General features: G+C 70.7%; 19 protein-coding genes. 5 read left to right on the forward strand and 14 right to left on the reverse strand.

Features of this window, described 5'->3' with window-relative positions; genetic code table 11:
• Positions 1-40 precede the first annotated feature (40 nt).
• From LWW96_RS05745 to LWW96_RS05760, 4 genes are all read right to left on the reverse strand, one after another.
• Positions 41-2,527, reverse strand: coding sequence for an AAA family ATPase (locus tag LWW96_RS05745; RefSeq protein ID WP_291484908.1), 2,487 nt, complete (start codon positions 2,525-2,527; stop codon positions 41-43).
• Between the two features lie 363 nt (positions 2,528-2,890).
• Positions 2,891-4,000 carry a ferrochelatase gene (gene hemH, locus LWW96_RS05750; RefSeq protein WP_291484910.1) on the reverse strand — a complete coding sequence of 370 codons (1,110 nt, stop codon included), beginning with the start codon at positions 3,998-4,000 and terminating at the stop codon, positions 2,891-2,893.
• A gap of 183 nt (positions 4,001-4,183) precedes the next feature.
• Positions 4,184-6,448 carry a TonB-dependent receptor gene (locus LWW96_RS05755; protein ID WP_291484912.1) on the reverse strand — a complete coding sequence of 755 codons (2,265 nt, stop codon included), beginning with the start codon at positions 6,446-6,448 and terminating at the stop codon, positions 4,184-4,186.
• A 99-nt stretch (positions 6,449-6,547) separates the two neighbouring features.
• On the reverse strand, positions 6,548-6,949 hold the full coding sequence (locus tag LWW96_RS05760) for a DUF2946 family protein (RefSeq protein WP_291484914.1): 402 nt from the start codon (positions 6,947-6,949) through the stop codon (positions 6,548-6,550).
• 142 nt (positions 6,950-7,091) lie between these two features.
• Here LWW96_RS05760 and LWW96_RS05765 point away from each other — a divergent pair, with 142 nt between their 5' ends.
• The 3 genes from LWW96_RS05765 to LWW96_RS05775 all read left to right on the forward strand — a co-directional run bounded on the left by LWW96_RS05765 (position 7,092) and on the right by LWW96_RS05775 (position 9,066).
• The gene (locus LWW96_RS05765; protein WP_291484916.1) at positions 7,092-7,844 is read left to right on the forward strand and encodes an HAD-IA family hydrolase; all 753 of its coding nucleotides are present in this window, start codon (positions 7,092-7,094) and stop codon (positions 7,842-7,844) included.
• Between the two features lie 152 nt (positions 7,845-7,996).
• Positions 7,997-8,857: a DUF2189 domain-containing protein gene (locus LWW96_RS05770; RefSeq protein ID WP_291484918.1), complete on the forward strand. Its 861-nt coding sequence runs from the start codon at positions 7,997-7,999 to the stop codon at positions 8,855-8,857.
• Positions 8,854-9,066 carry a DUF2788 domain-containing protein gene (locus LWW96_RS05775; RefSeq protein ID WP_291484919.1) on the forward strand — a complete coding sequence of 71 codons (213 nt, stop codon included), beginning with the start codon at positions 8,854-8,856 and terminating at the stop codon, positions 9,064-9,066. Before LWW96_RS05770 ends, LWW96_RS05775 begins: the two co-directional genes overlap by 4 nt.
• A gap of 64 nt (positions 9,067-9,130) precedes the next feature.
• Here LWW96_RS05775 and LWW96_RS05780 read toward each other — a convergent pair whose 3' ends face one another.
• From LWW96_RS05780 to hpnC, 10 genes are all read right to left on the reverse strand, one after another.
• On the reverse strand, positions 9,131-10,162 hold the full coding sequence (locus LWW96_RS05780) for a tripartite tricarboxylate transporter substrate-binding protein (protein ID WP_291484921.1): 1,032 nt from the start codon (positions 10,160-10,162) through the stop codon (positions 9,131-9,133).
• Between the two features lie 41 nt (positions 10,163-10,203).
• Positions 10,204-11,592, reverse strand: a complete 1,389-nt coding sequence (locus LWW96_RS05785) for a sensor histidine kinase (RefSeq protein WP_291484923.1) — start codon at positions 11,590-11,592, stop codon at positions 10,204-10,206.
• A 55-nt stretch (positions 11,593-11,647) separates the two neighbouring features.
• Positions 11,648-12,316, reverse strand: coding sequence for a response regulator (locus tag LWW96_RS05790; protein WP_291484925.1), 669 nt, complete (start codon positions 12,314-12,316; stop codon positions 11,648-11,650).
• 265 nt (positions 12,317-12,581) lie between these two features.
• Positions 12,582-13,601 carry a tripartite tricarboxylate transporter substrate binding protein gene (locus tag LWW96_RS05795; RefSeq protein ID WP_291484927.1) on the reverse strand — a complete coding sequence of 340 codons (1,020 nt, stop codon included), beginning with the start codon at positions 13,599-13,601 and terminating at the stop codon, positions 12,582-12,584.
• A gap of 114 nt (positions 13,602-13,715) precedes the next feature.
• Positions 13,716-15,032 (reverse strand): hydroxysqualene dehydroxylase HpnE, encoded by a 1,317-nt coding sequence (hpnE, locus tag LWW96_RS05800; protein ID WP_291484929.1) that lies wholly within the window; start codon positions 15,030-15,032, stop codon positions 13,716-13,718.
• 157 nt (positions 15,033-15,189) lie between these two features.
• Positions 15,190-16,029, reverse strand: a complete 840-nt coding sequence (hpnD, locus tag LWW96_RS05805; protein ID WP_291484931.1) for a presqualene diphosphate synthase HpnD — start codon at positions 16,027-16,029, stop codon at positions 15,190-15,192.
• Between the two features lie 38 nt (positions 16,030-16,067).
• Positions 16,068-17,570, reverse strand: coding sequence for a TRAP transporter large permease subunit (locus LWW96_RS05810; protein WP_291484933.1), 1,503 nt, complete (start codon positions 17,568-17,570; stop codon positions 16,068-16,070).
• A complete protein-coding gene (locus LWW96_RS05815) occupies positions 17,567-18,100 on the reverse strand; it encodes a TRAP transporter small permease subunit (RefSeq protein ID WP_291484934.1) in 534 nt (177 codons plus the stop codon). Before LWW96_RS05815 ends, LWW96_RS05810 begins: the two co-directional genes overlap by 4 nt.
• Before the next feature lie 20 nt (positions 18,101-18,120).
• Positions 18,121-19,530: an L-serine ammonia-lyase gene (locus LWW96_RS05820; protein ID WP_291484936.1), complete on the reverse strand. Its 1,410-nt coding sequence runs from the start codon at positions 19,528-19,530 to the stop codon at positions 18,121-18,123.
• Between the two features lie 368 nt (positions 19,531-19,898).
• Complete coding sequence (gene hpnC / locus LWW96_RS05825) at positions 19,899-20,735, reverse strand: squalene synthase HpnC (protein WP_291484990.1); 837 nt, start codon at positions 20,733-20,735, stop codon at positions 19,899-19,901.
• Positions 20,736-21,102: 367 nt separating this feature from the next.
• Here hpnC and LWW96_RS05830 point away from each other — a divergent pair, with 367 nt between their 5' ends.
• The gene (locus LWW96_RS05830) at positions 21,103-22,290 is read left to right on the forward strand and encodes an efflux RND transporter periplasmic adaptor subunit (RefSeq protein WP_291484938.1); all 1,188 of its coding nucleotides are present in this window, start codon (positions 21,103-21,105) and stop codon (positions 22,288-22,290) included.
• 11 nt (positions 22,291-22,301) lie between these two features.
• Positions 22,302-25,475, forward strand: a complete 3,174-nt coding sequence (locus LWW96_RS05835) for an efflux RND transporter permease subunit (RefSeq protein ID WP_291484940.1) — start codon at positions 22,302-22,304, stop codon at positions 25,473-25,475.
• Positions 25,476-25,566 lie beyond the last annotated feature (91 nt).

The raw sequence follows: 25,566 nt of genomic DNA on the forward strand, positions 1-25,566 counted from the left end.
GCCGCCGCTGCAAAACCGTCGCGGCGTTGCCCGTGTGTTCTCACCGGCCCCGCACGCCGCGGCTCCTGCGCGTGTGCCCTGCGCTCTGGCACGCCCGGCGGTAGGCACGCAGGGTTTGCTCGGCGCGCTGCAGCACGGTGTCTTCCGCCACGGCCGCGCGGTGGGCCAGCTCGTCGGCCTGTGCCTGCTGCAGCTCTGCCGGGCTCATCCCGGACGCTTCGCCCGTCAGCAGCGCAATGCCCTCGCTCACGTGCCCCATGGTGTAGACGTGGAACAGCCCGCGCTCCACGGCGTCCTGCACGCTGCGGCCGAGCATCAGGTGGCGCTGGTTGCGGGCGGGGATCAGCACGCCTTGCGTGCCGTCCAGCCCCGCGGTCTGGCAGGCCTGGAACCAGCCCTCGATCTTCTCGTTGATGCCGCCCACGGGCAGCACTTCGCCGTGCTGGTTCAATGCGCCGGTGACGGCAATGCCCTGGCGCAGGGGCAGGCCCGACAGGCTGGACAGCAGCGCGTACAGCTCGGCGCACGAGGCCGAATCGCCCTCCACGCCGCTGTACTCCTGCTCGAACACGATGGAGGCGTTCAGCGCCAGCGGCGCCACGTGGCTGAACAGGGCCGTGAGGTAGCTGTGCAGGATGAGCACGCCCTTGTCGTGGATGGGGCCGGACATGTCCACCTCGCGCTCGATGTTCAGCAGGCCCTCCTGTCCGGCGAAGGTGCGTGCGGTGATGCGCACGGGGAAGCCGAAGCGGTAGTCGCCCAGGTCGATCTGCGTCATGGCGTTGATCTGGCCGGCCACGCTGCCGCTCAGCGTGATCAGGCGCTCGCCTTCGGTGATGGATTCGTGCAGCTGCTCTTCGGGGTAGTTGTGGCGCAGGCGGCGCGCGTGCAGGGCGGCTTGCACGTCGCTGGCTTCCACCAGGGTGCCCGCGCGCTGCTGGCACAGCGCCGCGCTTTCGATCACCAGCGCCTCGGTGTGGGCGAAGAGGGCGCTCTGGCGGCCCTGGTCGTCGGCCTCGCGGTGGGATTGCTCCAGCAGCAGCGCCACCGCGGCGGCGCTGAAGTGGGGCAGGCCGCGCTTGTGGCAGGTCTGCGCCACAAAGATGGCCGTGGCCTGGCGCGTGCCGGCGGTGGCCGCAAAGCGCTCTACAAAATCCACCTTGGCGCGAAAGCGGCGGGCGGCGTCGGGGTCGGCCTCCTGCAGGGCGTAGTACTCCTCGACCGAACCGATCAGCACGATTTTCACGTCCACGTCCACCGGCTCGGGCAGCAGCGCGGCGGGCGCGCCGGGGGCGTGGCCGGCAGGCGCGCCGCCGCCGGCTTCTTCGATCTGCAGGCGGCCGCAGCGCAGGAAGCGGCGCAGGCGCGGCCACAGGCCTTCTTCCGCGGCCAGGTCCTGCAGGTGCAGCAGGATGAAGCCGCCGTGCGCCTTGAGCAGGCTGCCGGCCAGGATGGCGGTGTGGTCGGCCTGCACGCCGTCCGAGTCCATCCCGTGCTCGATGCTGCCGAACAGGGCGCGCGCGGTGGGGTGGTCTTCCACCACCACGGGGGCGGCCGTGCGGCCGTCGTTGTCCACCACCAGGTTCACCTGGCAGCGGGCGATCAGGTCGTCCAGCGCGTCCTTGCGGTCGGCCTCGGCGTCGCTGTCGGGTTCGTCGTGCAGGGGCTCGAACAGGTCGATGTGCTCCAGCAGCGCGCGCTCCACGCGGTCGAGCCACTGCGAGAGCTTGGCGCCGTCCTTGATCTGCTTGCGCAGGCCCAGGCGGATGTCCTGCAGGCCTTGTTCCACCAGGGGCTTGACGGTGCGCCGGCGCAACGCGGCCAGGGCCTCGTCGCGGGCGCGTTCGAGCGGGCGCATGGTGTCCAGGAAGCGGCCGATCTCGGCACGCAGGGCCTGCTCGGCCAGGTCGATCTCAGCGCGGCGCTCGGGCGGCAGGGCCCGGGCCTCGGCCTCGGTCAGCGGCTGGCCGCGGGGGCCGGTGAGGGTGAAGACCATTTGCCCGCCCTCGCGCGAGAGGCGGAACTGCCGCGCCTGCGCGAACTGGTCGAGTTGCGCAAAGCCGGCCGATTCCTGCGCCTGCCACTGCTGCTGGATGCGCCCCGCCTCGGCCTTGAAGTCGGGGCTGGCCAGGCGCTTTGGGATGTCGGCTTGCAGCGTGCGCGCCACGTCGGCCATGCCCTGGCGCAGCAGGCGGCCCTGGCCTGCGGGCAGGCGCAGGGCGCGCGGGCGCTCGGGGTGGTCAAAGTTGTGCAGGTAGCACAGGTCGGGCGGCACGGGGCGCTGGACCGCGGCCTCGTGCATGGCCTGGCGCATCAGCGACGCGCGGCCGCTGCCCACCTCGCCCAGCACGAAGAGGTGGTAGTCGGGCTGCTGCAGGCCAAGGCCGAACTGCGCGGCGGCCTGGGCGCGCTCCTGGCCGATCCAGGGCAGGGGCTCGCCCGCCAGCTCGGCGGTGGTGGCAAAGCCCAGGGTGGCGGGGTCGATGGTCAGGCGCAACTGGTGGGGGGCAAGGGCAAAGGCGGGCATCGGTGGGTGGTGGCGTGCGGCAGGGCTTCAGATCAGAGAGGGGCTGCCATCGCGGAATATGAATTGAATGAAAAGTGGCCGGCCAGGGGCCTGTCTATCTCAGCGGGAGCTCACTCCCTCTCCCCTTGTGGGAGAGGGCCGGGGAGAGGGGGGCGGCACGGGATGGCCGGGGCGCAATGCGGGGGGCTGCCCCCTCTCCCCAACCCTCTCCCGCGAGGGGAGAGGGGGTAAGACCGCAAGGCCGCTGTGGTTGGGCGGATTGGTTTCCTGGTTTGAGAGGGACAATTTTTTGGATAAAAATGGCCGCTAGCGCTTATGGATAAAGCGCGGGCAGCTATCAAAAGTATAGTAATCGACCCATTGTCAACGGGCCGCGGGGCAGGCGCCTTGTGGAGCGCCGCCCGCCAGCGCGTAGCTGCGCGCATCGGCCAGCGCGGCCGCGGTGGGCGCCTCGGTGGGCCACCCGGCCAGGTGCTGCTGCGCGATGCGGCTGAGCGCGGTGATCCAGTGGCTGTTGTCGTTCAGGCAGGGGATGTAGTGAAACTCCTGTCCGCCCGCGTGCAGGAAGGCCTCGCGCACTTCCATGTTGATTTCCTCCAGCGTCTCCAGGCAGTCGCTGGTAAAGCCGGGGCATACCACGTCCACGCGCCGCGTGCCCGCCTGGCCCAGTGCCTCGACGGTGGGCTGGGTGTAGGGCTCCAGCCACTTGGCCTTGCCAAAGCGCGACTGGAAGGTGATGCGATAGCGGTCTTCGCGCAGGCCCAGGCGCTCGGCCAGCAGGCGGCCGGTCTTGCGGGCCTCGCAGTGGTAGGGGTCGCCCAGGTGCAGGGTGCGCTCGGGCACGCCATGAAAGCTCATCACCAGCTGGTCGGGCTGGCCGTGGGTCTTCCAGTGGGCTTCGATGGTGCGGGCCAGGGCATCGATGTAGCCGGGCGCATCGTGGTAGCGGTTGACGAAACGCAGCTCGGGCACATTGCGCGTGCGTGCGGCCCAGGCATACACCGCGTCGAACACGCTGGCGGTGGTGGTGCCCGAGTACTGCGGGTACAGCGGCAGGATCAGGATGCGCGTGGCGCCCTCGGCCTTCAGCGCATCGAGCTGGCTGGCGATGGACGGGTTGCCGTAGCGCATGGCGTGCCGCACCAGCACGTTGTGGCCGGCCTCGCCCAGCCAGCCGCGCAGCAGTGTGGCCTGCCGGGCCGACCAGTGGGCCAGCGGCGAGCCCTCGGCGGTCCAGATGCTGGCGTACTTGGCGGCCGACTTGGCCGGCCGGGTGCGCAAGATGATGCCGTGCAGGATGGGCCACCACAGGAGCTTGGGGATCTCGACCACGCGCGGGTCGCCCAGAAACTGCGCCAGGTAGCGGCGCACGGCCGGGGCCGTGGGCTCGTCGGGCGTGCCCAGGTTGCACAGCAGCACGGCGGTGCGGTCGGCCTGGCCGTGGGTGTAGGGCGGTTCGGTTTGAAACGGCATACCGCATTCTCACGCAAGGCAAGGCCCGTGCGCACGTCGCGGGGCTGCAAGGCCTGGGGACGCGGGGACAGGCGGCAGGGCAAAAAAGAGCCTCCGGCGCCCGTGGGCGGGGCGCTGGAGGCTGTCAACGATGGAATCACGCGGCGGTAGATCACGGGCACCGCCGCCCAGCCCGGGAAAGGATCAGAACTTCACGGTCAGCCCCGCGCTGAGCGAGCGGCCCATGCCCGGCACGCCCACGCCCCAGGGCACGGCGGTGCCCGCCATCGTGCGGCCCTGGCCCACGTAGGCGCCGCCCAGCGGGTGGCGGTAGAAGCGGTCGAACAGGTTGTCCACGCCCACGTCCAGCCGCACCTGCTTCCATTCATAGCTGGCGCGCAGGTTCATGAGGCCGTAGCCGGCGGTGGGCAGTTCGTTGCGCACGGCCGAGACGCGGGTCTTGGCGCTCACCATCAGCAGCTCGGCGGTGCCCGTCCAGCGGCCCAGGCGCTGCGTGAGGGCCAGGCGCGCATGCTGCGGCATGGTGTTGTACAGGTTGTCGCCCGTGGTGCGGTTTTTGCCCTGCACGGAGCTCAGCATGCCGCTGAGCGTGAACCGCCCCCAGTTCGCGGTGGTGCCCAGGTCGGCAAATCCCGACAGGTCAAAGCCGTGCAGGCGCGCATCCTGGTTGGCAAACTGCAGGTACACAAAGCCCTGCGTGGCGGTGAGGTTGGCGCTGGTGCAGGCGGCCATGGCACCGCTGCCGCCGCTGCAGCGCCGGGCGTCGATGTAGTCGTTCACGTAGCTCAGGTAGGGGGTGAACTTGACGCCCCAGCGTTCGCCCGTGGCGTCGTGCCAGTCGGCGGTGGCGCTCAGGGTGTTGGCCACTTCGGGCTTCAGGTCGGGGTTGCCCACATAGCCGTTGCCGTCGCCGGCCAGGTTGATCATGCGCATGGCCATGCCGCCGGTGGACCAGGTGTAGCGCTCGTACAGATTGGGCGAGCGGGTCTTGTGTGCAAAGCCGAATTCGTAGCTGGCGTGGGCGCCGGGGGTGTAGCGCGCCAGGGCGGTGAAGTCGATGTGGTGGTCGTTGCGCTCGCGGTCGCGCTGGTTGAAGGCGTTGGCCTCGGCCGCGTAGCTGCTGTTGTAGCCCTGCACGGCGCCGCTGTTGCTGTGCACCCGGCTGCTGCGCAGGCCGACCTGCGAGAGCCACTGGGGGCTCCAGCGCGCCTCCCACTCGCCCCAGGCGTCCAGGCGGTTGCGTTGGCCGTCGCGGATGTTCCAGAAGGTGTCCGGCCCCATGCCGCCGCCCGACGGCGCCCACCAGTCATTCAGGCCATAGCGCTGCGCCTCCAGTCCCACGCGCAGGGCGTCACGCGTGCTCAGGGTGATGTCGCCCTGGACCTGTGCGCCGGTGGTCTTGCCCTCGGTGTCCATGGGCATGCCGGGCACGTTGTTGGCCGTGCCATACCAGTACTGCTTGTCCTGGCCGAAATTCATGCTGTGCCGGGTTTTCTCGTGGTAGGCGCGCGCCTGCAGCTGGCCCCAGCCGTACCGGCCCTGGTAGCGCAGGTTGAACTGGTGGCTGCCGTTGCGTGTCATGTCCATGCGCTGGTTCGGGTAGTTCTGGTACGGGATGTCCTGCAGGCCGAGCTTCAGTTCCACCAGATGGGCGTCGCCGCGCAGGGCCAGCCCGATCGCATGGTTGCGCGTCTGGTAGCTGGACGAGCCCACCTCGTCGCCGCCCAGCCATTGATCGGGCTTGTCGCTGGCCGCGCTGCCGGCGGGCTTGAAGGCGCGCGCCGCGTGGTAGTTGTCCGACTGGGCCGTGGACCCGTCGTAGCGCAGGTGCATCTGCTCGGTGGCATACGACGCAGAGAGGTTCGCGCCCGTGCCGTGGCCGTTGCTCCGGTAGAAGGTGCCTGCCTGGCCCTGGAGGCGCCGGCCTTCGCCGGGCGCGGCGAATTCGGGCGCGGGCGAATCGACCTGGATGGTGGCGCCAATGCTGTCGCCGCCCACGCTGACGGGGGTGATGCCCGCGAACACGCGCACGCTGCCCACGCGCGTGGGGTCGATGTACGACAGCGGCGGGTTCATGTGGTTGCCACACGCGGAAATGAGGTCCATGCCGTCCACCTGAATGCGCAGCCGGTCATCGGCCAGGCCGTGCACGCTGGGCAGGCTGGAGACGCCGCCCGCGCCCATCAGGCTGATGCCCGGCACCGCGCGCAACAGCGCAGCGGTGTCGCTACTGGCCGTGCGGCCGGACTCGATGGTGCTGGCGTCGACCTGGCTGGAGCCCGTGGGTTCCACCGCGGCCTTCGAGCCCGTGACGGTAATGGTTTGGAGTGAGGGTTCCTGTTGGGCAAAGCCCGCGAGGGGCAGGGCGGCGAGCAGTGCGCACAGGGGGTGCAGGGCCGCGGGAAAGGGGCGGCAGTGTCCGGCGCGCAAACGGGGATGCGTGATCATGGCGTGCAACAAAAATGGTGGGCGCAGGCCCATCCGGCAGGCGCGGCCGAAGGCGGCGTTGACTGCCGGAAAAACGAGGGGAGAGGGGAAGGGTGCGGCTCAGGCCGCGGCCGGAGGCGCCTGCGGCGGGGGGCGCAGGTTGGTATGCCGCGGCTCCGGCAGATCTGCCGACGCGACCCGGACGCGGTAGAACGCGTCCGTGGCCGGCGGCGCCACGGCCGCTGGCATGCGGGTGGGCGTCAGGCTGATCGCCACTGCACTGCAAACAGGGCAGTGCATGCCGCCCATGGCATGGGCTGGCGGGGCATCGGGCTGTTCTTGGGATGCCGGCGTGGCCTGCGTGGTGCAGACGTCACGCCACAGCGCCTGCTGCTGCAGCATCTGCCCCAGATGTGCCGTGCTCACCTGCGCCAGCCAAAGCTGGGCAAACAGTGCCAGCAGCACCAACGCCACAGCGGGCAGGCGCCTGCTGGTGCGTGAGCGGAAGGGGCGGGAGGTCACGCTGCGCATTCTCAGTACAACGACAGCCCCGGTCCTTGAGTTGCATCAAGAGTGCCGGCGGTCAGGCGCGCCTCCGGGACCCTGGGAACCCGAAGCCCCCACAAGAGCCCGCGCCGTGAGGCTGGGGTATTCTCATCGCACCATGTCCCTCCCCCGCACCGACCTCGTGCCGCCCGCGCCGCCTGCCGCGCTACCCGCCCCGCAACTGGACGTCTCCCGCATCCGCGCCATCACGCTGGACCTGGACGACACACTCTGGCCCATCTGGCCGACCATTGCGCGGGCCGAGGAGGTGCTGCTGCAGTGGCTGCAGCAGCACGCGCCCGCCACCGCAGCGCTGTTTGGCGACACGGCGGCGCTGCGCGCCATCCGGGACCAGATGGTCGGCCTGCGGCCCGACCTGCAGCACGATCTGAGCGCGCTGCGGCGCGAGTCCATCCGCGCGGCGCTGAGCCAGGCGGGCGACGACCCGGGCCTGGCGGAGCCGGCGTTCGACCGGTTCTTTGCCGAGCGCCAGCGGGTCCAGCTGTTCGATGACGCGCACGACACGCTGGCCTTTCTGGCGTCGCGCTACCCTGTGGCCGCGGTGTCCAACGGCAATGCGGATGTTCACGTGGTCGGCATCGGCCACTATTTCCGGCACAGCTTCAGCGCCGCGGTGCTGGGCGTGGCCAAGCCGGACGCGCGCATCTTCCACGCGGCGGCCCAGGCGCTGCAGGTGCAGCCGCACGAGGTGCTGCATGTGGGCGACGATGCCACGCTGGACGCGCGCGGTGCCATGGAGGCTGGATTGCAGGCCGTGTGGATCAACCCCGCCGAACACGCCTGGCCTTACGAGGCGCCGCCGCATGCCACCGTGGGCAGCCTCACGGCGCTGCGCCAGCTGTTGTCGTAGCGCCGGGCTTGAACAGCTTCTGGGTCGCGTGTCTCCAGTGCATTGCGGCATTGCTTGTTCCAGGTCAAGATTTGGTTTCGTGCAGGCGCCTTGGCGCTTGATCCCGTCAATTGTTGACGCCACACTCCCCCGTCGCTCGCGCGGCCCCCGCCATGCCACGTAAACCGCCCCCACCCCTGCCCACCGTCCGCACCATCCGCATGGTGCAGCCCATGATCTGGCTGATCCTGGCGTGGCGCGACATGGCCCGCGCGGGCTGGATCAGTTTTGCCCATGGGCTGGTGGTGACCCTGGCGGGCGGCGCCATGCTGAGCGTGGCGCACCACCGCTTCTGGCTGCTGGCCGGGGCGCTGTCGGGCTTTCTGGTGGTGGCGCCGGTGCTGGCCACGGGGCTGTATGCGCTCAGCCGCGCCCTGGAGCGCGGCGAGCCGGCCAACCTGGGCGTGGTGCTCAGGACCTGGTCCCAGTGGCAGAACAGCCGCGGCAACAACGGGGGCGGTGACGCCTGGTGCATGGTGCGGTTCGGGCTCTTGCTCGCGCTGGCCGGCACGGGCTGGGTCCTGACGTCGGCGGCGCTCATCACGCTGCTGGCGCCGGTGCCGATCGAGACGCCGGTCGATTTCCTGCGCCATGTGGTCATGGCCCGCGAGGGCTGGCTGTTTGAACTCTGGCTGGGCCTGGGCAGCCTCATGGCTGCGCCGATCTTTGCATCCAGCGTGGTGGCCATGCCGCTGCTGCTGGACCGGCGCGCCACGCTGCTGCAGGCGGTGCTCACGAGCTGGCAGGCCGTGGTGGCGAACCCGCTGCCCATGGCCTTCTGGGCGGCGCTGATCCTGGGCTTCACGCTGCTGGGGCTGGGTTCGCTGCTGCTGGGCCTGGTGGCCGTGCTGCCCATGCTGGGCCACGCCAGCTGGCATGCCTACCGCGACCTGGTCGATGCCTCCAGCCTGCCCGAGCGCGAAATACCGAACGAGGCCCCAACGGCCTTGCAGAACAACGGGGTAGCACGGTGATCTTTGGTTTCAGCGAGTCCGAGATCGCGGGCTTCTTTCTCACCTACGGCGTCGGCGCCTTCATCCTGTACATGCTGTTCATCATCGGACAGCTGGCCTGGGAGTCCAAGGCCGGGCGGTTCGGCACTTTTGTGCTCTTTCTGGGGCTGGGCGTGGGCTTCCTCGGCTTTCTGGCCAAGGTGGTCATCCAGTGGTGGCTGGAGCGCTAGCTCTTCACCTCCACAACGAGCTTCCAACGCTTGACTCCAGCCCGGCGCCGATCGCCGGCCGGTGCTACCGCGCCCAGGTGCGCAGGCCCAGGTCCTGGGCCAGCTGGCGGTAGCCGGCCAGGCTGTGCAGCACAAACGCTTCCAGCGCAGCGCCCGTGAGGGCAAACGGGTAGAGGTCGTACTGGCTGCACAGCGCGGCATAGCCGGGGGCGGCCAGCGCTTCGCTGAAGGCGGCCACCCAGGCGCGCACCGCCGCCTCGGGGGCCGTGGCCGCCATGTAGAGCCCGCGCACGGTGGGCCATTCCAGCGCAACGCCTTGCTCCCGGGCCGTCGGCAGGCCGGCGCGTGCGCCGGGCAGGCGGGCCGGGGCCAGCACCGCGAGGATGCGCAGCGGCACGCCGCGCTCCTGAGCCTGCAGCGCCTCGGCCGCGTCGCCGGTGAAGACGCCGATGTGCTCCCCCGCCAGCGCCTTCAGCGCCTCGCCGCCGCCCTCGAAGGCCACGAACCGCATGCGCTTGGGGTCCTGCCCCGCGGCGCGCGTGAGCAGCGCTGCCTTCATCCAGTCCTGGCTGCCCAACGTGCCGCCGGCGCCGAACACCACGCGGGCCGGGTCGGTGCGCAGGGCGTCCACCACGTCGGCCAGGCGCTGGTGGGGCGCGCTGCGGGGCACGGCCACCACGCCGTAGTCGGTTCCCAAGGTGGCGATCCAGCGCACGGCGCTGACGGGGTGCGGGCCGAAGCGGCCCTGAGCGATGTTGAGCAGGGAGCCGCTGGAGAACGCCACCAGCGTGCCGGGCCCGCCCAGCCGCCCGGTGGCCACCTGGTCGAATGCCACGGCCCCGATGCCGCCCGGCAGGTAGCGCGTGCGCAGTGCGGCGCGGCCCGGGCGCACCGCCTGCAGGGCCTGCGCCGCCAGCCCGCAGGTCAGGTCGAACCCGCCGCCGGGCCGCGAGGGTGCCACGCACTCCGCCGGTGCTGACGACGCGTCCGCGTCTGCAGCCCCGGCCGCCTGCCAGGGCGCGGCGGCGCAGAACGCCGCCAGAGCGGTCAGCGCCTGGCGGCGGTGGAGCGGTGGAACGTCTGGCAGCGTGGGCATCGTGCACAAAGGTGAAGGGACAACGGCGTTCTGCGGCGCCTTCAGGGCCGGGGCCACCACAGGATGGCCAGCAGCCCCGGCCCTTCGGACCGGGCCTGCAGCCGCAAGCTGCCCCGGTGGCGCTCGGCGATGGACCGGGCAATCGCCAGGCCCAGGCCCGAGCCGCCGGTGGCGGCCTGCGAGCCGCGCCGGTAGCGCTGCCCCAGGGCGTCGCGTTCGCTGGCGGGCAGGCCGGGGCCACTGTCCTCCACGGCAAGGTTCCAGCCCAGGCTGTCGCCGGCGGCCGACACGGTGACGGTGCCCTGGGGCGGCGTGTAGGCAATCGCGTTGGCGGCCAGGTTCGTCAGCGCCTCGCGCAGCAGGCCGCTGTCACCCACGGCTTGCAGCGCTGCCTCGGGCACCTGGATGCCAAAGTCGATCTGCCGCGCGCGGGCGCGGGGCAGCAGCTCCAGCGCCACGCTGCGCAGCAGTTCGGCCAGGTCGAAAGGGGCGCAATCCACGGCCGCCGTGTCGCTGCGGCCCAATGCCAGCAGCTGCTGGGTGCTGCGCGTGGCGCGCGCGATCTCGCTGCCGAGGGCGGCGAGCGTGGCCTGGACCTGCGCGGCATCGGGTTCGCGGCGGGCGTAGTCGATCTGCATCTGCAGCGTGGTGAGGTGGGTGCGCAGCTGGTGGGACGCGTCATCCAGAAACTGCCGCTGCTGGGCCACCAGGTCCTGGGTGCGCGCCATCTGCTGGTTCACCGCCCCCACCAGGGCGCGGATGTCGGCGGGCAACTCGCTGTCGGCCAGCGGGGTCATGTCCTCGGGGCGGCGGGCCTGCACCTCCTGGGCCAGGCGCGCCAGGGGGCGGAGGGCCACGGCCAGCACGGCGGCGGTGCCCAGCACCATCAAGGCCAGGACCAGCCCGTCGCGCTGTGCCGCGCGGCGCACGAAACGGTGGATGAACTCTTGCCGCGAACGGGTGCTTTCGGCCACTTGCACGCGCACGGCCGGGGCGGGAGTGTCGGCACTGGCGGCGCGCTGGTAGGCTGCCAGCCGCACCGATTCGCCAAAGTAGACCGCGTCATAGAACTGCGGCACGCCCGGCACCAGCGGCGCCGGCGGCGCGGGCAGGTCGGCATTGCCCAGTTCCACCAGGCCATCGGACGACGCCACCCGGAAGTACACATTGCCGCTGGCCGTCAGCTCAAAGAACTCGAGCATGGTGTAGGGCAGCTCCACCGACAGTCCGCCGGACGCGTGGGAAACATTGGCGTCGATGGCCTTGAGGGCCCCCAGCAGCGAGCGGTCGTAGGCAGCGTTGGCGGCTTCCAGCGCGTCGTGCCGCGTCATCCACAGCTCCACGCCCGTTACTATGGCCAGCAGCGGCAGCAGCAACAGGGCCAGCAGCCGCCACAGGCTGGCGCGGCGCAGGCGCTGCATCAACCGCATGGCCGTGGGCTCCGCTGCAAGGGACCGGGGGGCTGCGCCTCGTGGGGGATCCCCATCACTCCGCCTCCAGCGCATAGCCCAGCCCGCGCAGCGTGACGATGCGCACGCCGCTGCCCTCCAGCCGTTTGCGCAGCCGGTGCACGAACACCTCCACGGCTTCGGGGTGCACGTCCTCATCGCCCACGAACACCCGGTCCAGGATCTGCTGCTTGGAAAACGGCTCCCCGCTGCGCTGCACCAGCACGCGCAGCACGGCCTGCTCGCGGGGGGACAGCGCCAGGGCTTCGCCGTGCAGAAAAAACTGCTTGCGGGCGCTGTCGTACACCAGCGGGCCGCAGGCTTGCCGCGCATGTTCCGTGCCGCGGGCGCGGCGCACCAGCGCGTGGAGGCGGGCCTCCAGTTCGGCCAGCTCAAACGGCTTGGCAAGAAAGTCGTCCGCCCCGGCGCGCAGCAGGCGCACCCGCTCGTCGAGCGAGTCACGGGCGGTCAGGATCAGCGCGGGCAGCCGCTGGTCGCGGTCCCGCAGGCGCTGGAGCACCGCGAGACCGTCCAGGCCGGGCAGCCCAAGGTCCAGCACCAGTGCGTCATGGTCGCCGTGTTCCTGCAGAGCCCGGTCGGCCAGCCGGCCGTCGCTGACCCACTCCACCTGGATGCCCGCATGCTCCAGCGCCCGGCTGAGCCAGGTGCCCAGGCTGTGGTCGTCTTCGGCCAGAAGGATGCGCATGGAAGGATGCTACCGCCGTTGGGCGGCTGGAACTGGCGCGGCCCGGCGCCAGGGCCGCCGCATAACGGACTCCGCCGGGCTACCAGCGAAGTCCCACAGGGGAAAAGACGCGCGGGTCTGCGGTTGGACAGCGGCCAGGCTGCGCAGCTCCGCGGGCGGCTGAAACTGGCGCGGCCTGAGGCCAGGGCCGCCGTGGAGCGGGCTCCGCCCGGCCACCGGCGGCGTCCCCTGGGGGGGAAGACGCGAAGCGGCTCAGGGGGGCTTCCTAATCCGGCTTTACCTGCGCCCGTTTAATCACTTTCTGCCACCGCGCCTGCTCGGCCGCGATGAACTGCGCGAACTGCGCCGGCGTGCCGCCGATGGCTTCCGCCGCATCGCCCTGTAGGCGCTTGAGGGAGTCGGGCGCCTTGACGGCCTTGGCGGTTTCCACGGCGAGCTTGTCCAGGTGGTCCTGCGACAGGCTGGCCGGGGCCAGCATGCCGTACCACTGCGTCATCTCGAAGCCCGGGAACCCCTGTTCGGCCACGGTGGGCACGTCGGGCAGCTGCGGCAGGCGCTGGGTGGAACCGGTGGCGATGCAGCGCACCTTGCCCGCCTTGATGAACGGCAGCAGCGCGGCCGCACCCACGGCGGCGGCGTCGAGCCGGCCCGAGAGCAGGTCGGTCATCATGGGGCCGGTGCCGCGGTAGGGGACGTGCAGCATGAAGATGTCGGCCGTCATCTTGAGGTATTCGAACGCCAGGTGCCCCGCGCTGCCGTTGCCGGCCGAGCCGTAGCTGAGCTTGGCCGGGTTCTTCTTGGCGTAGGCGATGAACTCCTTGAGGTTCTTGGCGGGCACGTTGGGGTGCACCACGTACAGGCTGGGCACCTTGGCCAGCAGGCTCACGGGCTTGAAGTCCTTGTTGGCGTCGTAGGGCAGCTTGTCAAAGATGTAGGGGTTCACGGCCAGCGTGCCGATGTGGCCCAGGATCAGGGTGTGCTGGTCGTCGGCTCGGGCCACTTCCTGCATGGCAATGTTGCCGGCCGCGCCGGGCTTGTTGTCCACGTACACGCTCTGGCCCAGGGTCTTGCTCAGCTCCGCCGCTGTGGAGCGGGCCACGATCTCGGAGCTGCCGCCGGGCGCAAAAGGCACCACGAAGCGGACCGACTTGGTGGGCCATGCGCCCTGGGCTGAGGCCGTGGCCGGCAGCAGGCCCGCCAGGGCCAGTGCGCCGCCGGCGCCCAGCAGGTGGCGACGCGTGGGCGTGGCGGAATGCCAGAGGGAGGTGTAGTGGTCTGAAAGCATGTCGTTGTCTCCGCGAAAGCGATCCATCCAGGAACGGTGGCCGCCATGGTGCGCGGGGCGTGCTTTCGGAATGCTGTCAGTCAGCCTGGGGTTTTCCCGAAGGTGGCGCGCCCTTCACGCGAGGCGTGCCACCGCCGTGCCGCTGAGCACGGCACCTTCCAGCGTGGCGGGGTAGGGGCCGTCCACATAGTCGCCGCAGGCCGTCAGGCCCGGCAGCACCTGCGGTGCGGGCCGTTGCAGGCCCGGCGTGCAGGCAAAGGTGGCGCGTTTTTCCACCACGGTCTGCACGGGCCGCAGCGCCGTAATGCCCAGCTGGGTGGCCGCCTGCTGCAGCACCTGCTGCTCCAGGGCCGCCCGTTCGCCGGTGCTGGCACTCACCACGAAAGCCAGCAGGCCGGGGTGGCCGCCGAGCTGCCCGCGGTCGAAGACGAACTGCGCGGGCGCGTGCGGCGTGCTGCGCAGCGCCAGCATGGGCTGGGGCAGGCGCGCTCCCTGCGCGTGGGCATACACGGTGGTGATGGCTTCAAACCGCAGGGCGCCGGCCTGGGCGCTCCAGGGCGCGGCGCCGGCCAGTCCGGCCGTGCGCGAGAGGTCTGCCACGAGCCGGCCCGCCTCCCAGGACGGGCAGGCCAGCGTGACGTGATCGAAAGGGCGGTCGGCGGCGTCATCGCAGGGACTGCACACCACCTGCCAGCGCCCGCCCGGCAGGGGTTCCAGGCGCTGGGCGCGCTGCCCTGCCACCACGGCGCCCCCGTGGTCCTGCAGCCAGCGGGCGGCGGACTCGGGGAACAGCGCGCCCAGGTCTGCGCGGGGCAGCAGCAGGTTGGAGCCGCCGCGTCCGCTGAACAGGCTGTCCTGCAGCACCCGCAGGAACACCTGGCCGCTGGCCTCGTGCGCAGGGGTGTTCAGGGCCGACACGCACAGCGGGTCGATGAACTCGGCCAGAAGCCGGGGCGTGAGCGATGCGCACAGCGCGGCCACCGAGGTGCCGGGTGCGCAGCGAAAGCCGCGCACCTGCCAGGCCGCGGCGGTGCGCAGCAGGGCCAGCTTGTCGCGCCAGCCCCAGCCGCGGGCCTGGGCGATGCCCAGCAGCGCATCGAGCGGCGGAGCCAGGTCGGGCAGGCGCAGTCCCTGGCCGTCGGGGAACTGCAGCGTGAGCGGCAGGCGCAGCAGCGCGGCCGCAGGGTCCACGCCCACCAGGCGCATCAGGCGCAGGCTTTCGGCATAGGCGCCGATGAGGATGTGCTGGCCGTTGTCCAGCGCCGCCGCCGTGCCGTCCGGCAGCGTGGCGGGCACGGCACGCGCCCGGCCGCCCACCGTGCGGGCGGCCTCGAACACGGTCACCTGCCGGCCGGCCTGCGTGTGCGCGATGGCCGCGGCCATGCCGGCCCAGCCGGCACCGATCACCGCCACGTTCTTGGCGACGTTCATATCAAACTAGATATCCAAAAAAGGGGGCCCGACGCATGTACCAGACGCGGCCCGGCCAGGGCCACCGCGCAAGGGCCGTCCCGCCGCGCTGGTGGCGTCCCCCTTCCCGGCGAAGCCGAGAGAAGGGGGAAGCGGCGCAGCCGCACAGGGGGTTGCATCACATCCGCCCGAGCGCCTGCACCTTCCAGGCCAGCCAGAACTTGCGCAGCGGCGTGAGCTTGATGCGCTGGTGCAGCACCTGGAAGTTGTCGTGCTCGATTTCGCGCAGCAGCGTGCGGTAGATGCTGGCCATCATCAAGCCGGGTTTTTGCGCGCGGCGGTCTGCGTCGGGCAGCAGGGCGAGGGCCTCGTCGTACAGGCGGTGCGCGCGCTCGGCCTGAAAGCGCATCAGCGCGGTGAAGCGGTCGGAGTAGGTGCGCTTCAGGATCTCGTGCGCCTTCACGTCGAACTGCTGCAGTTCGTTCACGGGCAGGTAGATGCGGCCCATCATGGCGTCTTCGCCCACGTCGCGGATGATGTTGGTGAGCTGGAAGGCCAGGCCCAGCGTGTGCGCGTACTGCGTGGTGCGCTCGTCGGTCTGGCCAAAGATGCGGGCCGTGACCTCGCCCACGATGCCGGCCACGAGGTGGCAGTAGCGCGAGAGGCCGGCGAAGTCCAGGTAGCGGGTCTGCTCCAGGTCCATCTGGCAGCCGTCGATGACGGCCTGCAGGTGGCGTTGCTCGATGCCGTAGTCGGCCGTGTGCGGCATCAGTGCCTGCATCACAGGGTGGCTGGGCTGGCCGGCGTAGGCCTTGCCCACCTCCTGCTGCCACCACGCCAGCTTGGTGCGGGCCACGCCGGGGTCGCTGACCTCATCCACCACATCGTCCACCTCGCGGCAGAACGCGTAAAACGCCGTGATGGCCGCACGGCGCGGCGCCGGCAGGAACAGAAAGGCGTAGTAGAAGCTGCTGCCCGAGGCCACGGCTTTTTGCTGTACGTATTGCTCTGGGGTCATGGGCCGGGATTGTCCCATGGGCACGGCATTCCAGCGGCCTACGGCGGCGGCGCTTCTGCGGGGGCGGGTGTTTCGGCGGCAGGCGCCGACATCTCGCGCATGAGCGCGTCCAGGTCGTCGCCGTCGACGGCTGTCTCGGGCACGGTGGCGGGGGCCGTGCGCAGCCAGCGCGTGGTGCCGGGCGCTGCCATCACCAGCGCCACCACCGCGGCCAGCACCAGCAGGTAAGGGGCCAGTGCGCGAACAACCGCCGGCAGGGCCGGGCGCGGATGCACCTGCGCCCGCGCCAGCACGACGGCATAGCCCAGCGGCGGCAGCAGGAAGCCGGCCTGCAGCACCAGCAAGGCCAGGGCTGCCACCCAGGCGGCATCGTCCACCAGGGCCAGCAACGGGGGCATGACGATGGGCACCACCAGGAAGATCAGCTCGAAGGCATCGAGCACGAAGGCCGATCCCAGCAGGGCCCCCAGCACCGCCAGCAGGGCCCAGGCTGGCTGGCCCTGCAGTGCGCGCATCCCCTCGGCCACCAGCACATCGGTGCCGTAAGCCCGCAGCACCAGCGAGAAGGTGACGGCTGCGACCAGCAGCGCAAACAAGGCGCCGGTGAGAGCCAGCGCGTCATCCAGCACGCGCCCCAGCACCGGGCGCGTGAGCTGGCGCGACGACGCGCCCCACAACAGCAGAGCCACGCCGGCCGTGGCCGCGGCCTCGACCGCGCGCAGCCGGCCGCTGGCCACCAGCGCCAGCAGGCCAATGATGAAGGTGGGCACGGTGTACAGCGTCCAGCGCTCGCCGCGGGTCAGCGCGGCATGCGGTGCGGCGGGCGCGGGCTCGCGGTGGCGGCGGGGCTGGCGCGACAGCCACCAGGTGATGGCCAGCCAGGCCAGCAGCAGCAGGGCGCCGGGCGCCAGCGCGGCCTGCATCACGTCCTGCGTGTTGATGATGCGCGTACCCGCCTGGGCTGCGGGCAGGCCCAGTTGGCGGGCCAGCGCGAGGCCTTCGGTATGGGCCCGCAGCATGGCATCGCCCAGCAGCAGCAAAACCAGCGAGGGCGGCACGATCACTCCCACCGTGCTGGCCACGGCCACCAGGGCGGTGCGCCGCGCGGGGGGCAGGCCTTCGGCCGCCCAGGCCTGTCCCGCGGTGTTGGACAGCGTGACCAGGCTGGCGCCCACCGAGCCGTTCATGGGCGCCATGAGCATGCCCACGCCCAGCCCGGCCATCTCCGCGGCGGCCTGCCGTCCGGTGAGGCGTGCCAGGACCTTGGCCAGCCCCTTGTAGAGGCAGTCGATCAGTGCCAGGCGGTGGAGCAACGCGCCCACCACGGCATACAGCACCAGGGCTTGCAGCAGATCGTGCTCCAGCAGCCCGACCAGCCGCTCGGGCACGGTGCGCAGCACCGCTGCATCGAACGCGCCCAGCGCCAGGCCCAGCAGCGCGCCCGCGGAGCTCACCGCCAGCAGCACGGTGTAGGTGGCCCAGCCGGTGGTCATCATCAGCACCAGGGCGCATGCCAGCAGCAGCAGGCCGACGGCGCTCATGCGGACGCCTCCGCAGCCGCAGCGCGCACGGCGCGCCACAGGTCCGCCAGCGCCTGCAGCGCCAGCAACGCGGCCAGCGCCAGCAACGCGGCCTTGACGATGAAATAGCCGGGGTTGGCGGTTTCTGGAAAGCGCTCGAGCCCGCGCACCGAGTGCGCCACCATGGGCGCGCCCTGCCAGCACACGAACAGCGCCCACGGCAACGTGCCCAGGGGCGCGCCGATGCTGCGCAGCGCGCGCATCCTGCGGCTGCCCGCCTGCGCCAGATCGGGGCGGCTGACCAGGTGGGCGCCGCGCCGCCCGGCGTGCCGCAGCGCGGCGGCCACGTACAGCGCGAACAGGGTCTGCGCGAGGTCGTTGGCCTGGGCGGAGCCTGCGCCGATCCAATCCCGCAAGGGCCACTGCAGAAACAGCAGGGCCACGATGGGCAGCGCCAGGGGCATGATGGGGCGGGTCAGCCGGTCCAGCCAGCCTTCGAGCCGTGAAGGCCGTGCGTCGTGGGCATCGGGTGCAGGGGTCGGGCGGGGCATGGAGCGGGGGGCGTGGGCGGTCAGCATTCCACCACATTCACCGCGAGGCCGCCGCGCGAGGTTTCCTTGTACTTCACCTTCATGTCGGCGCCGGTCTGCACCATGGTCTTGATGACCTTGTCCAGCGAGACCACGTGCGTGCCGTCGCCGCGCAGCGCCATGCGGGCAGCGTTGATGGCCTTGATGGCGCCCATGGCGTTGCGCTCGATGCAGGGGATCTGCACCAGGCCGCCGACCGGGTCGCAGGTCATGCCCAGGTTGTGTTCCATGCCGATCTCGGCGGCGTTCTCGATCTGCCCGGGGCTGCCGCCCATGACGGCAGCCAGGGCGCCCGCGGCCATGGAGCAGGCCACGCCCACCTCGCCCTGGCAGCCCACTTCGGCGCCCGAGAGCGAGGCGTTTTCCTTGTAGATGAGGCCGATGGCGCCGGCGGTGAGCAGGAAGGTGGCGATGCCGTCGTCGTTGGCCGGGATGGGGCCTTGCAGAAAGTTCACGTAGTAGTGCAGCACGGCCGGGATGACGCCCGCCGCGCCGTTGGTGGGGGCGGTCACCACGCGGCCGCCGGCGGCGTTTTCCTCGTTGACGGCCATGGCGTAGAGGTTGACCCAGTCCAGCATCGACAGCGGGTCGCGCAGCGCGGCCTCGGGCGCGCTGCTGAGCTTGCGGTGCAGCTCGGCCGCGCGGCGGGGCACATGCAAAGGGCCGGGCAGTTCGCCCGAGCTGGCGCAGCCACGCTGCACGGCGGCGGCCATGGTGCGCCACAGGGCCAGCAGCTGGCGGCGCACCTCGGCCGCGCTGCGCCAGTGCTCCTCGTTGGCCGCCATGAGCTGCGCGGGCGTGAGGCCCGTGGCGCGGCACTGCGCCAGCAGCTCGGCGCCGGTGCGAAACGGGTGGGGCAGGCCCCGGCCGTGGCCCCGCGTGTCCGGCGCGGGCGGCGTGCTGTGGCTGAGCACGCGCTGGCCCTGTTCGTCCACCACGAAGCCGCCGCCCACCGAGTAGTACGTGGCGGTCGCCACGGTGTTGCCCTCGGCATCGTGGGCATGAAAGCACAGGCCGTTGGGGTGCAGGGGAAGGCTGCGGCGGCGAAACAGCACGTGCTCCTTCTCCACGAACGGCACGGCATGCTCGCCCAGCAGGCGCAGGCTGCGCTGGGCGCGGATCTGCCCCAGCGTGGGCTCGATGGTGTCGGGGTCGATGCGGTCGGGCTCGTGGCCGGCCAGGCCCAGCAGCACGGCCCGGTCGGTGGCGTGCCCCACGCCGGTGGCCGACAGCGAGCCGAACAGCTCGACGCTGACGCCGTGCACCCGGCTCCACCCCGGCGCCTGTTGCAGGCGGCAGGCGAAGTGCCGGGCTGCGATCATGGGGCCGACCGTGTGGGAGCTGGAAGGACCGATACCGATCTTGAAGAGGTCGAAAACGCTGACGGACATGGCAGGTGGCGCAGGGTGTGGCAACGCAAAGAAGCAAAAGGAGCAACGGGGCGGCGGCGCGCGGAAGGCGCAGCGGCCCCGGCGGGCTGGAGACGCGACGCACAACGCAAACCGGGCGAGGCTAGCCGCGTGCGGGCCGGTGGGCATGCTCGCTATCCCTGCCCCACGGGCGCGTGCCGGGCCGCGCTCTCGCCTAGCCGGGGTGCTGATCTGTGCGATTTTGCTATGCAAAAGATAGCTGCTAGCGCTTGATGGATAAGCGCTGGAAGGCAGTTTTGCTAAAAATCTCTGCCCCAGGCCCACGGCCCCGCGCGCCGGCTTGCGGCCCATGAATTCTTCTTCTGCCAGCGGCCGTGCCCGGACCGCCTTCACATCGCCAGCGCCCGCACCAGCATCCGGCACCAGTCGCCGACGTGCAGCTTGGGGCGGGTGTGCAGGCTGGCGCCGCGCAGGGCCTCCACCTTGTCCAGGGTGCGCAGTCCGCCCTGCACGACCAGGCGCAGCTCCCAGCCCGCGCGGCCGGGCAGGCGGTGCACCAGCGGGGCGCCGCTCAGCATGGTCTGGCGCGCCCAGCGGGTGCAGTCCGCAATCAGCGCGGCGTTCTGCGGCGTGGACTGCAGCGCCCGCAGCTCGGCGGCGCGCGCGCCATGGGCTTCGCAGTCGGCGTGCGGCAGGTAGTAGCGGCCGCGCGGGATGTCCACGCTCAGGTCCTGCCAGAAATTGATGAGTTGCAAGGCGGTGCAGATGGCGTCGCTGTGCGCCAGCGATGCAGCATCTGAAACCCCGTACAGGTGCAGCAGCAGCCGCCCGACGGGATTGGCGGAGCGGCGGCAGTAGTCGAGCAGTTCGGCCCGGTCGGCGTAGCCTGTGCCGTCGCGGGTCTTTTCCACATCCTGCACAAAGGCGCTGAGCAGGTCGCACAGCAGCGGCACGGGCAACTGGTGGCTGTGCAGCACGCCCTGCAGTGGCCCGAACACGGCGGGCCAGCGCGGGCCGGGGGGCTGGCCCTGCGCCACGGCGAGCAGTTCGTTGCGGTAGGCGGCCAGATCGGCCAGGCGTTCGGCGGCGGGGGCGGTGCCCTCGTCGGCCAGGTCGTCGGCCGTGCGTGCAAAGGCGTAGAGGGCCGCAATCGGCTGGCGCAGGTGGGGTGGGCACAGGACCGAGGCCACGGGGAAATTCTCGTAATGCGTGACCGGCGCCGCCACGGTCGGGGCGGCGACAGCGGCGGTAGCGGCTGGGGAGGCGCCCGGCGCGGGCGTACCAGCGCTTTGCGGGGCGGGTGTCGGGGGGGCTGGGGGTGGGTTCACCCCGGCATTGTGCTTGACAAGCCGGGTGGGCTTCTCATAGATTACTAACCAGTCAGTCATTAAAAATTGAGGCGCGTCAGGCGGCGTTGTGCGGCACCCGGGGCAAGGTGCTCCCGCCGGAACGGGCCTGCGCCGCCCGGCTTGCGGCCCGCGGCACCCTTGTTGGGGTGCGTGGGCGCGCGTCTTGCGTGGCTTGCAGGGCTGCCGCCTGGCGGCCTTGGCGTTGTTTTTTCCTGCGTACCTGTTTCACTCACCGGATATTTCCATGCGTACACCTTCCGTCCTGCGGTCCGCGCAACCTGCGTCCAGGTTGTCCCGGCCTTTGCTGCTGCTGACCGCCGTGTTGGCGCTGGCCGCCTGCTCGCGCCCCGCGCCGCCCGAAGAGCCGGTGCGCTCCGTCAAGCTGCTGACCGTGGGGGTGGGGTCGCTGCAGTCCAGCCTGGAATATTCGGCCGAAGTGCGCGCCCGGGTGGAGTCGCGCCTGGGCTTCCGGGTGGCGGGCAAGATCGTGCAGCGCCAGGCCGAGCTGGGCCAGCGCGTCAAGGCGGGCCAGGTGCTGGCCCAGCTGGACCCGCGCGACTACCAGCTGGCGGCCGATGCGGCGCGCGCCCAGGTGGCCTCGGCCACCACGCAGCGCGACCTGGCGGCCGCCGACCTCAAGCGCTACCAGGCGCTCAAGGACCAGAACTTCATCAGCGGCGCCGAGCTGGAGCGCCGCGAGGCCTCGCTCAAGGCTGCGCAGGCCACGCTGGACCAGGCCCGCGCCCAGTTGTCGTCGCAGGGCAACCAGGCGGCCTACACCACCCTGGTGGCCGATGTCTCGGGCGTGGTGACGGGCATCGATGCCGAGCCCGGCCAGGTGGTGGCGGCCGGCACGCCGGTGGTGCGCATTGCGCAAGACGGGCCGCGCGACGTGGTGTTTGCCGTGCCCGAGGACAAGGTGGCGCAGATCGCGGTGGGCTCGGACGTGGCCGTGCGCGGCTGGTCGGGCGGCGCGCCGATCACCGGCACGGTGCGGGAGGTGGCGGCCAGCGCAGATGCGGCCACGCGCACCTTCCAGGTCAAGGTGGCCATCGAGGGCAGCCAGCTGCCGCCGCTGGGCGCCACGGTGTACGCCACGCCCAAGGCGCTGAGCCACGCCGGCCTGCAGGCCATCAAGCTGCCCACCAGCGCCCTGCGCCAGGAGGGCCGGGCCACCGCCGTGTGGGTGTATGACCCGGCCAGCAGCACGGTGAAGTCGCAGCCCGTGCAGATCGCCACGGCCGACGGCAACGAGGCCGTGGTGGCGGGCGGCCTGACCCCCGGCATGCAGGTGGTGGCCACGGGCGTCCATGTGCTCTCGCCCGGGCAGAAGGTGACGGTATACCAGGCAAAAGGGGCTCCAGCGCCCGCCAGTCCTGCGCAAGCAGCTACCAATAATGTAGCGGCCACCCCGGCCTCCGCCGCCAACTGAAGGCCGTTGCCATGACGCAGATCCAACCCAAAGAGGGGTTCAACCTCTCCAAGTGGGCGCTCGACCATCCCGCGCTGACCCGCTACCTCATGGTGGTGCTGATGCTGCTGGGCTTTGCTGCCTATTTCCAGCTCGGGCAGGATGAGGACCCGCCCTTCACCTTCCGTGCCATGGTGGTGCGCACCTACTGGCCGGGCGCCACGGCGCAGCAGGTGGCCGAGCAGGTCACCGACAAGATCGAGCGCACGCTGCAAGAGGTGCCTTATGCGGACAAGATCCGCAGCTACTCCAAGCCCGGCGAGTCGCAGATCATCTTCCAGATCAAGGACTCCTCCCGCCCCGGCGAGGTGGCCAATGTCTGGTACAGCGTGCGCAAGAAGGTGGGCGACATGCGCTACACCTTGCCGCAGGGCATCCAGGGGCCGTTCTTCAACGACGACTTTGGCGACGTGTACGGCGTGATCTACGCGCTGGAGTCCGAAGGCTTCAGCTACGCCGAGCTCAAGAGCTTTGCCGACGACGTGCGCCAGCAGCTGCTGCGCGTGCCCGACGTGGCCAAGGTCGAGCAGTTCGGCGTGCAGGATGAAAAGCTGTTCATCGAGATCTCCCAAAAGCGCCTGGCGCAGCTGGGCCTGGACATGAACCAGGTGCTGGCGCAGCTGGGCCAGCAGAACGCCGTGGAAAGCGCAGGCGCCATCCAGACACCGCAAGACCAGGTGCAGGTGCGGGTGCAGGGCCAGTTCAACGCGATCGAAGACCTGCGCGCCATGCCGATCCGCGGCCCTTCGGGCGCGCAGCTGCGCCTCTCGGACATTGCCGACATCACCCGCGGCTACGTGGATCCGGCCAGCGTGAAGGTGCGCCACCAGGGGCGCGAGGTGATTGCGCTGGGCGTTTCCATGGCCAAGGGCGGCGACATCATTGCACTGGGCAAGGCGCTGCACGCCGCCACCGACCGCATCGGCGCCACGCTGCCAGCGGGCGTGAAGCTGGTCAACGTGCAGGACCAGCCCAAGGCCGTTTCCACCTCGGTGAACGAGTTCGTCAAGGTGCTGATCGAGGCCGTGGTCATCGTGCTGGCAGTGAGCTTCATCAGCCTGGGCTTCCACAAGCGGCCCGGCAACCACCCGCTGTGGAAGCGCTGGTACATCGACCCCCGTCCCGGGCTGGTGGTGGGCATCACCATCCCCCTGGTGCTGGCCGTCACCTTCCTGGCCATGTGGTACTGGGGCATCGGGCTGCACAAGATCTCGCTGGGCTCGCTCATCATCGCCCTGGGCCTGCTGGTGGACGACGCCATCATTGCCGTGGAGATGATGGTGCTCAAGCTCGAAGAGGGCTACGACAAGGTGCGCGCCGCCACCTTCGCCTACGAGATCACGGCCATGCCCATGCTCACCGGCACGCTGATCACGGCGGCGGGCTTTTTGCCCATCGGCATCGCCAAGTCGACCACGGGCGAATACACGTTTGCCATCTTCGCGGTGACGGTGATCGCGCTGGTGCTCAGCTGGATCGTCTCGGTGTATTTTGTGCCCTACCTGGGCACGCTGCTGCTCAAGGTGCCGCCGCATGTGCTGGCCGCGCAGGCCAGCAAGGGCATCACGGACGACCCGCACGAGGTGTTTGACAGCCCGTTCTACCGCAGCTTCCGCCGGCTGGTGGACTGGTGCGTGCAGCACCGCTGGATCACCATCGGCGCCACGCTGCTCACCTTTGCGCTGGGCATCGCCGGCATGGGCAAGGTGCAGCAGCAGTTCTTCCCGGATTCGAGCCGGCCCGAGATCCTGGTGGACATCTGGTTCCCCGAAGGCACCTCGTTTGCCGGCAATGAGGAGGTGACGAAGCGCGTGGAGCAGCGCCTGCTGGCCGAGCCGGGCGTCACGGCCGTGAGCACCTGGGTGGGCTCGGGCGTACCGCGCTTTTACCTGCCGCTGGACCAGGTGTTCCCGCAGACCAACGTGTCGCAGTTCATCGTGATGCCGCAGGACCTGAAGCTGCGCGAGTCGCTGCGCGTGAAGCTGCCGGCCCTGCTGGCGCAGGAGTTCCCTGAGGTGCGCGGCCGCGTCAAGCTGCTGCCCAACGGCCCCCCGGTGCCGTATCCGGTGCAGTTCCGTGTGGTGGGCCCGGACCCGCTGGTGCTGCGCGAGCGCGCCGACGAGGTGAAGGCTGCCCTGCGCCAAAACCCCGACATGCGGGGCGTGAACGACAACTGGAACGAGTCGGTGAAGGTGCTGCGGCTGGAAGTGGACCAGGCCAAGGCGCGCGCGCTGGGCGTGACCAGCCAGTCCATCGCGCAGGCCTCCAAAACCATCCTGTCGGGCACCCAGGTGGGGCAGTACCGCGAGGGCGACAAGCTCATCGACATCGTGCTGCGCCAGCCCCTGGACGAGCGCAATGCCATCACCGACATCGCCAACGCCTACCTGCCCACGGCCTCGGGCAAGTCGATTCCGCTCACGCAGATCGCCAAGCCCACCTTCACCTGGGAGCCGGGCGTGATGTGGCGCGAGAACCGCGACTACGCCATCACCGTGCAAGGCGACGTGACCGAGGGCCTGCAGGGCGCCACGGTGACGGCCGCGCTGCTGCCCGGCCTGCGCCAGATCGAATCGCGCTGGGCGGCAGCCGGGCAGGGCGGCTACCGCATCGAGGTGGCCGGGGCGGTGGAGGAAAGCTCCAAGGGCTCGGCCTCGATCGCGGCGGGCCTTCCCATCATGCTGTTCATCACCTTCACGCTGCTGATGCTGCAGCTGCACAGCTTCAGCCGCGCGCTGCTGGTCTTCCTGACCGGTCCGCTGGGCATGGCCGGCGTGGCGGCCGCGCTGCTGGTGCTCAACCGGCCGTTCGGCTTCGTGGCCCTGCTGGGGGTGATCGCGCTCATGGGCATGATCCAGCGCAACTCGGTGATCCTGATCGACCAGATCGAGAAGGACCGCCAGCGCGGCGTGCCCGCGTGGGACGCCATCGTGGAATCGGCCGTGCGGCGCCTGCGCCCCATCGTGCTCACGGCCGCGGCGGCCGTGCTGGCCATGATCCCGCTGTCGCGCAGCGTGTTCTGGGGGCCCATGGCCGTTGCCATCATGGGCGGCCTGATCGTCGCCACGGTGCTGACCCTGCTGGCCCTGCCGGCCATGTACGCCGCCTGGTTCCGCGTGCGCCGGCCCCAGCCGGAGATTCGCTGAGCAGGGCTTGATTCCCTGCTTGCCCGCATCAGGGTAAAATAGAAGGTTGACCGATTTCATGCAGGCGGCAGCCCAGGTTGCCGCCTGTTTG

It is taken from the genome of Acidovorax sp. (genome assembly GCF_021287135.1).
GTDB lineage: Bacteria > Pseudomonadota > Gammaproteobacteria > Burkholderiales > Burkholderiaceae_C > Acidovorax.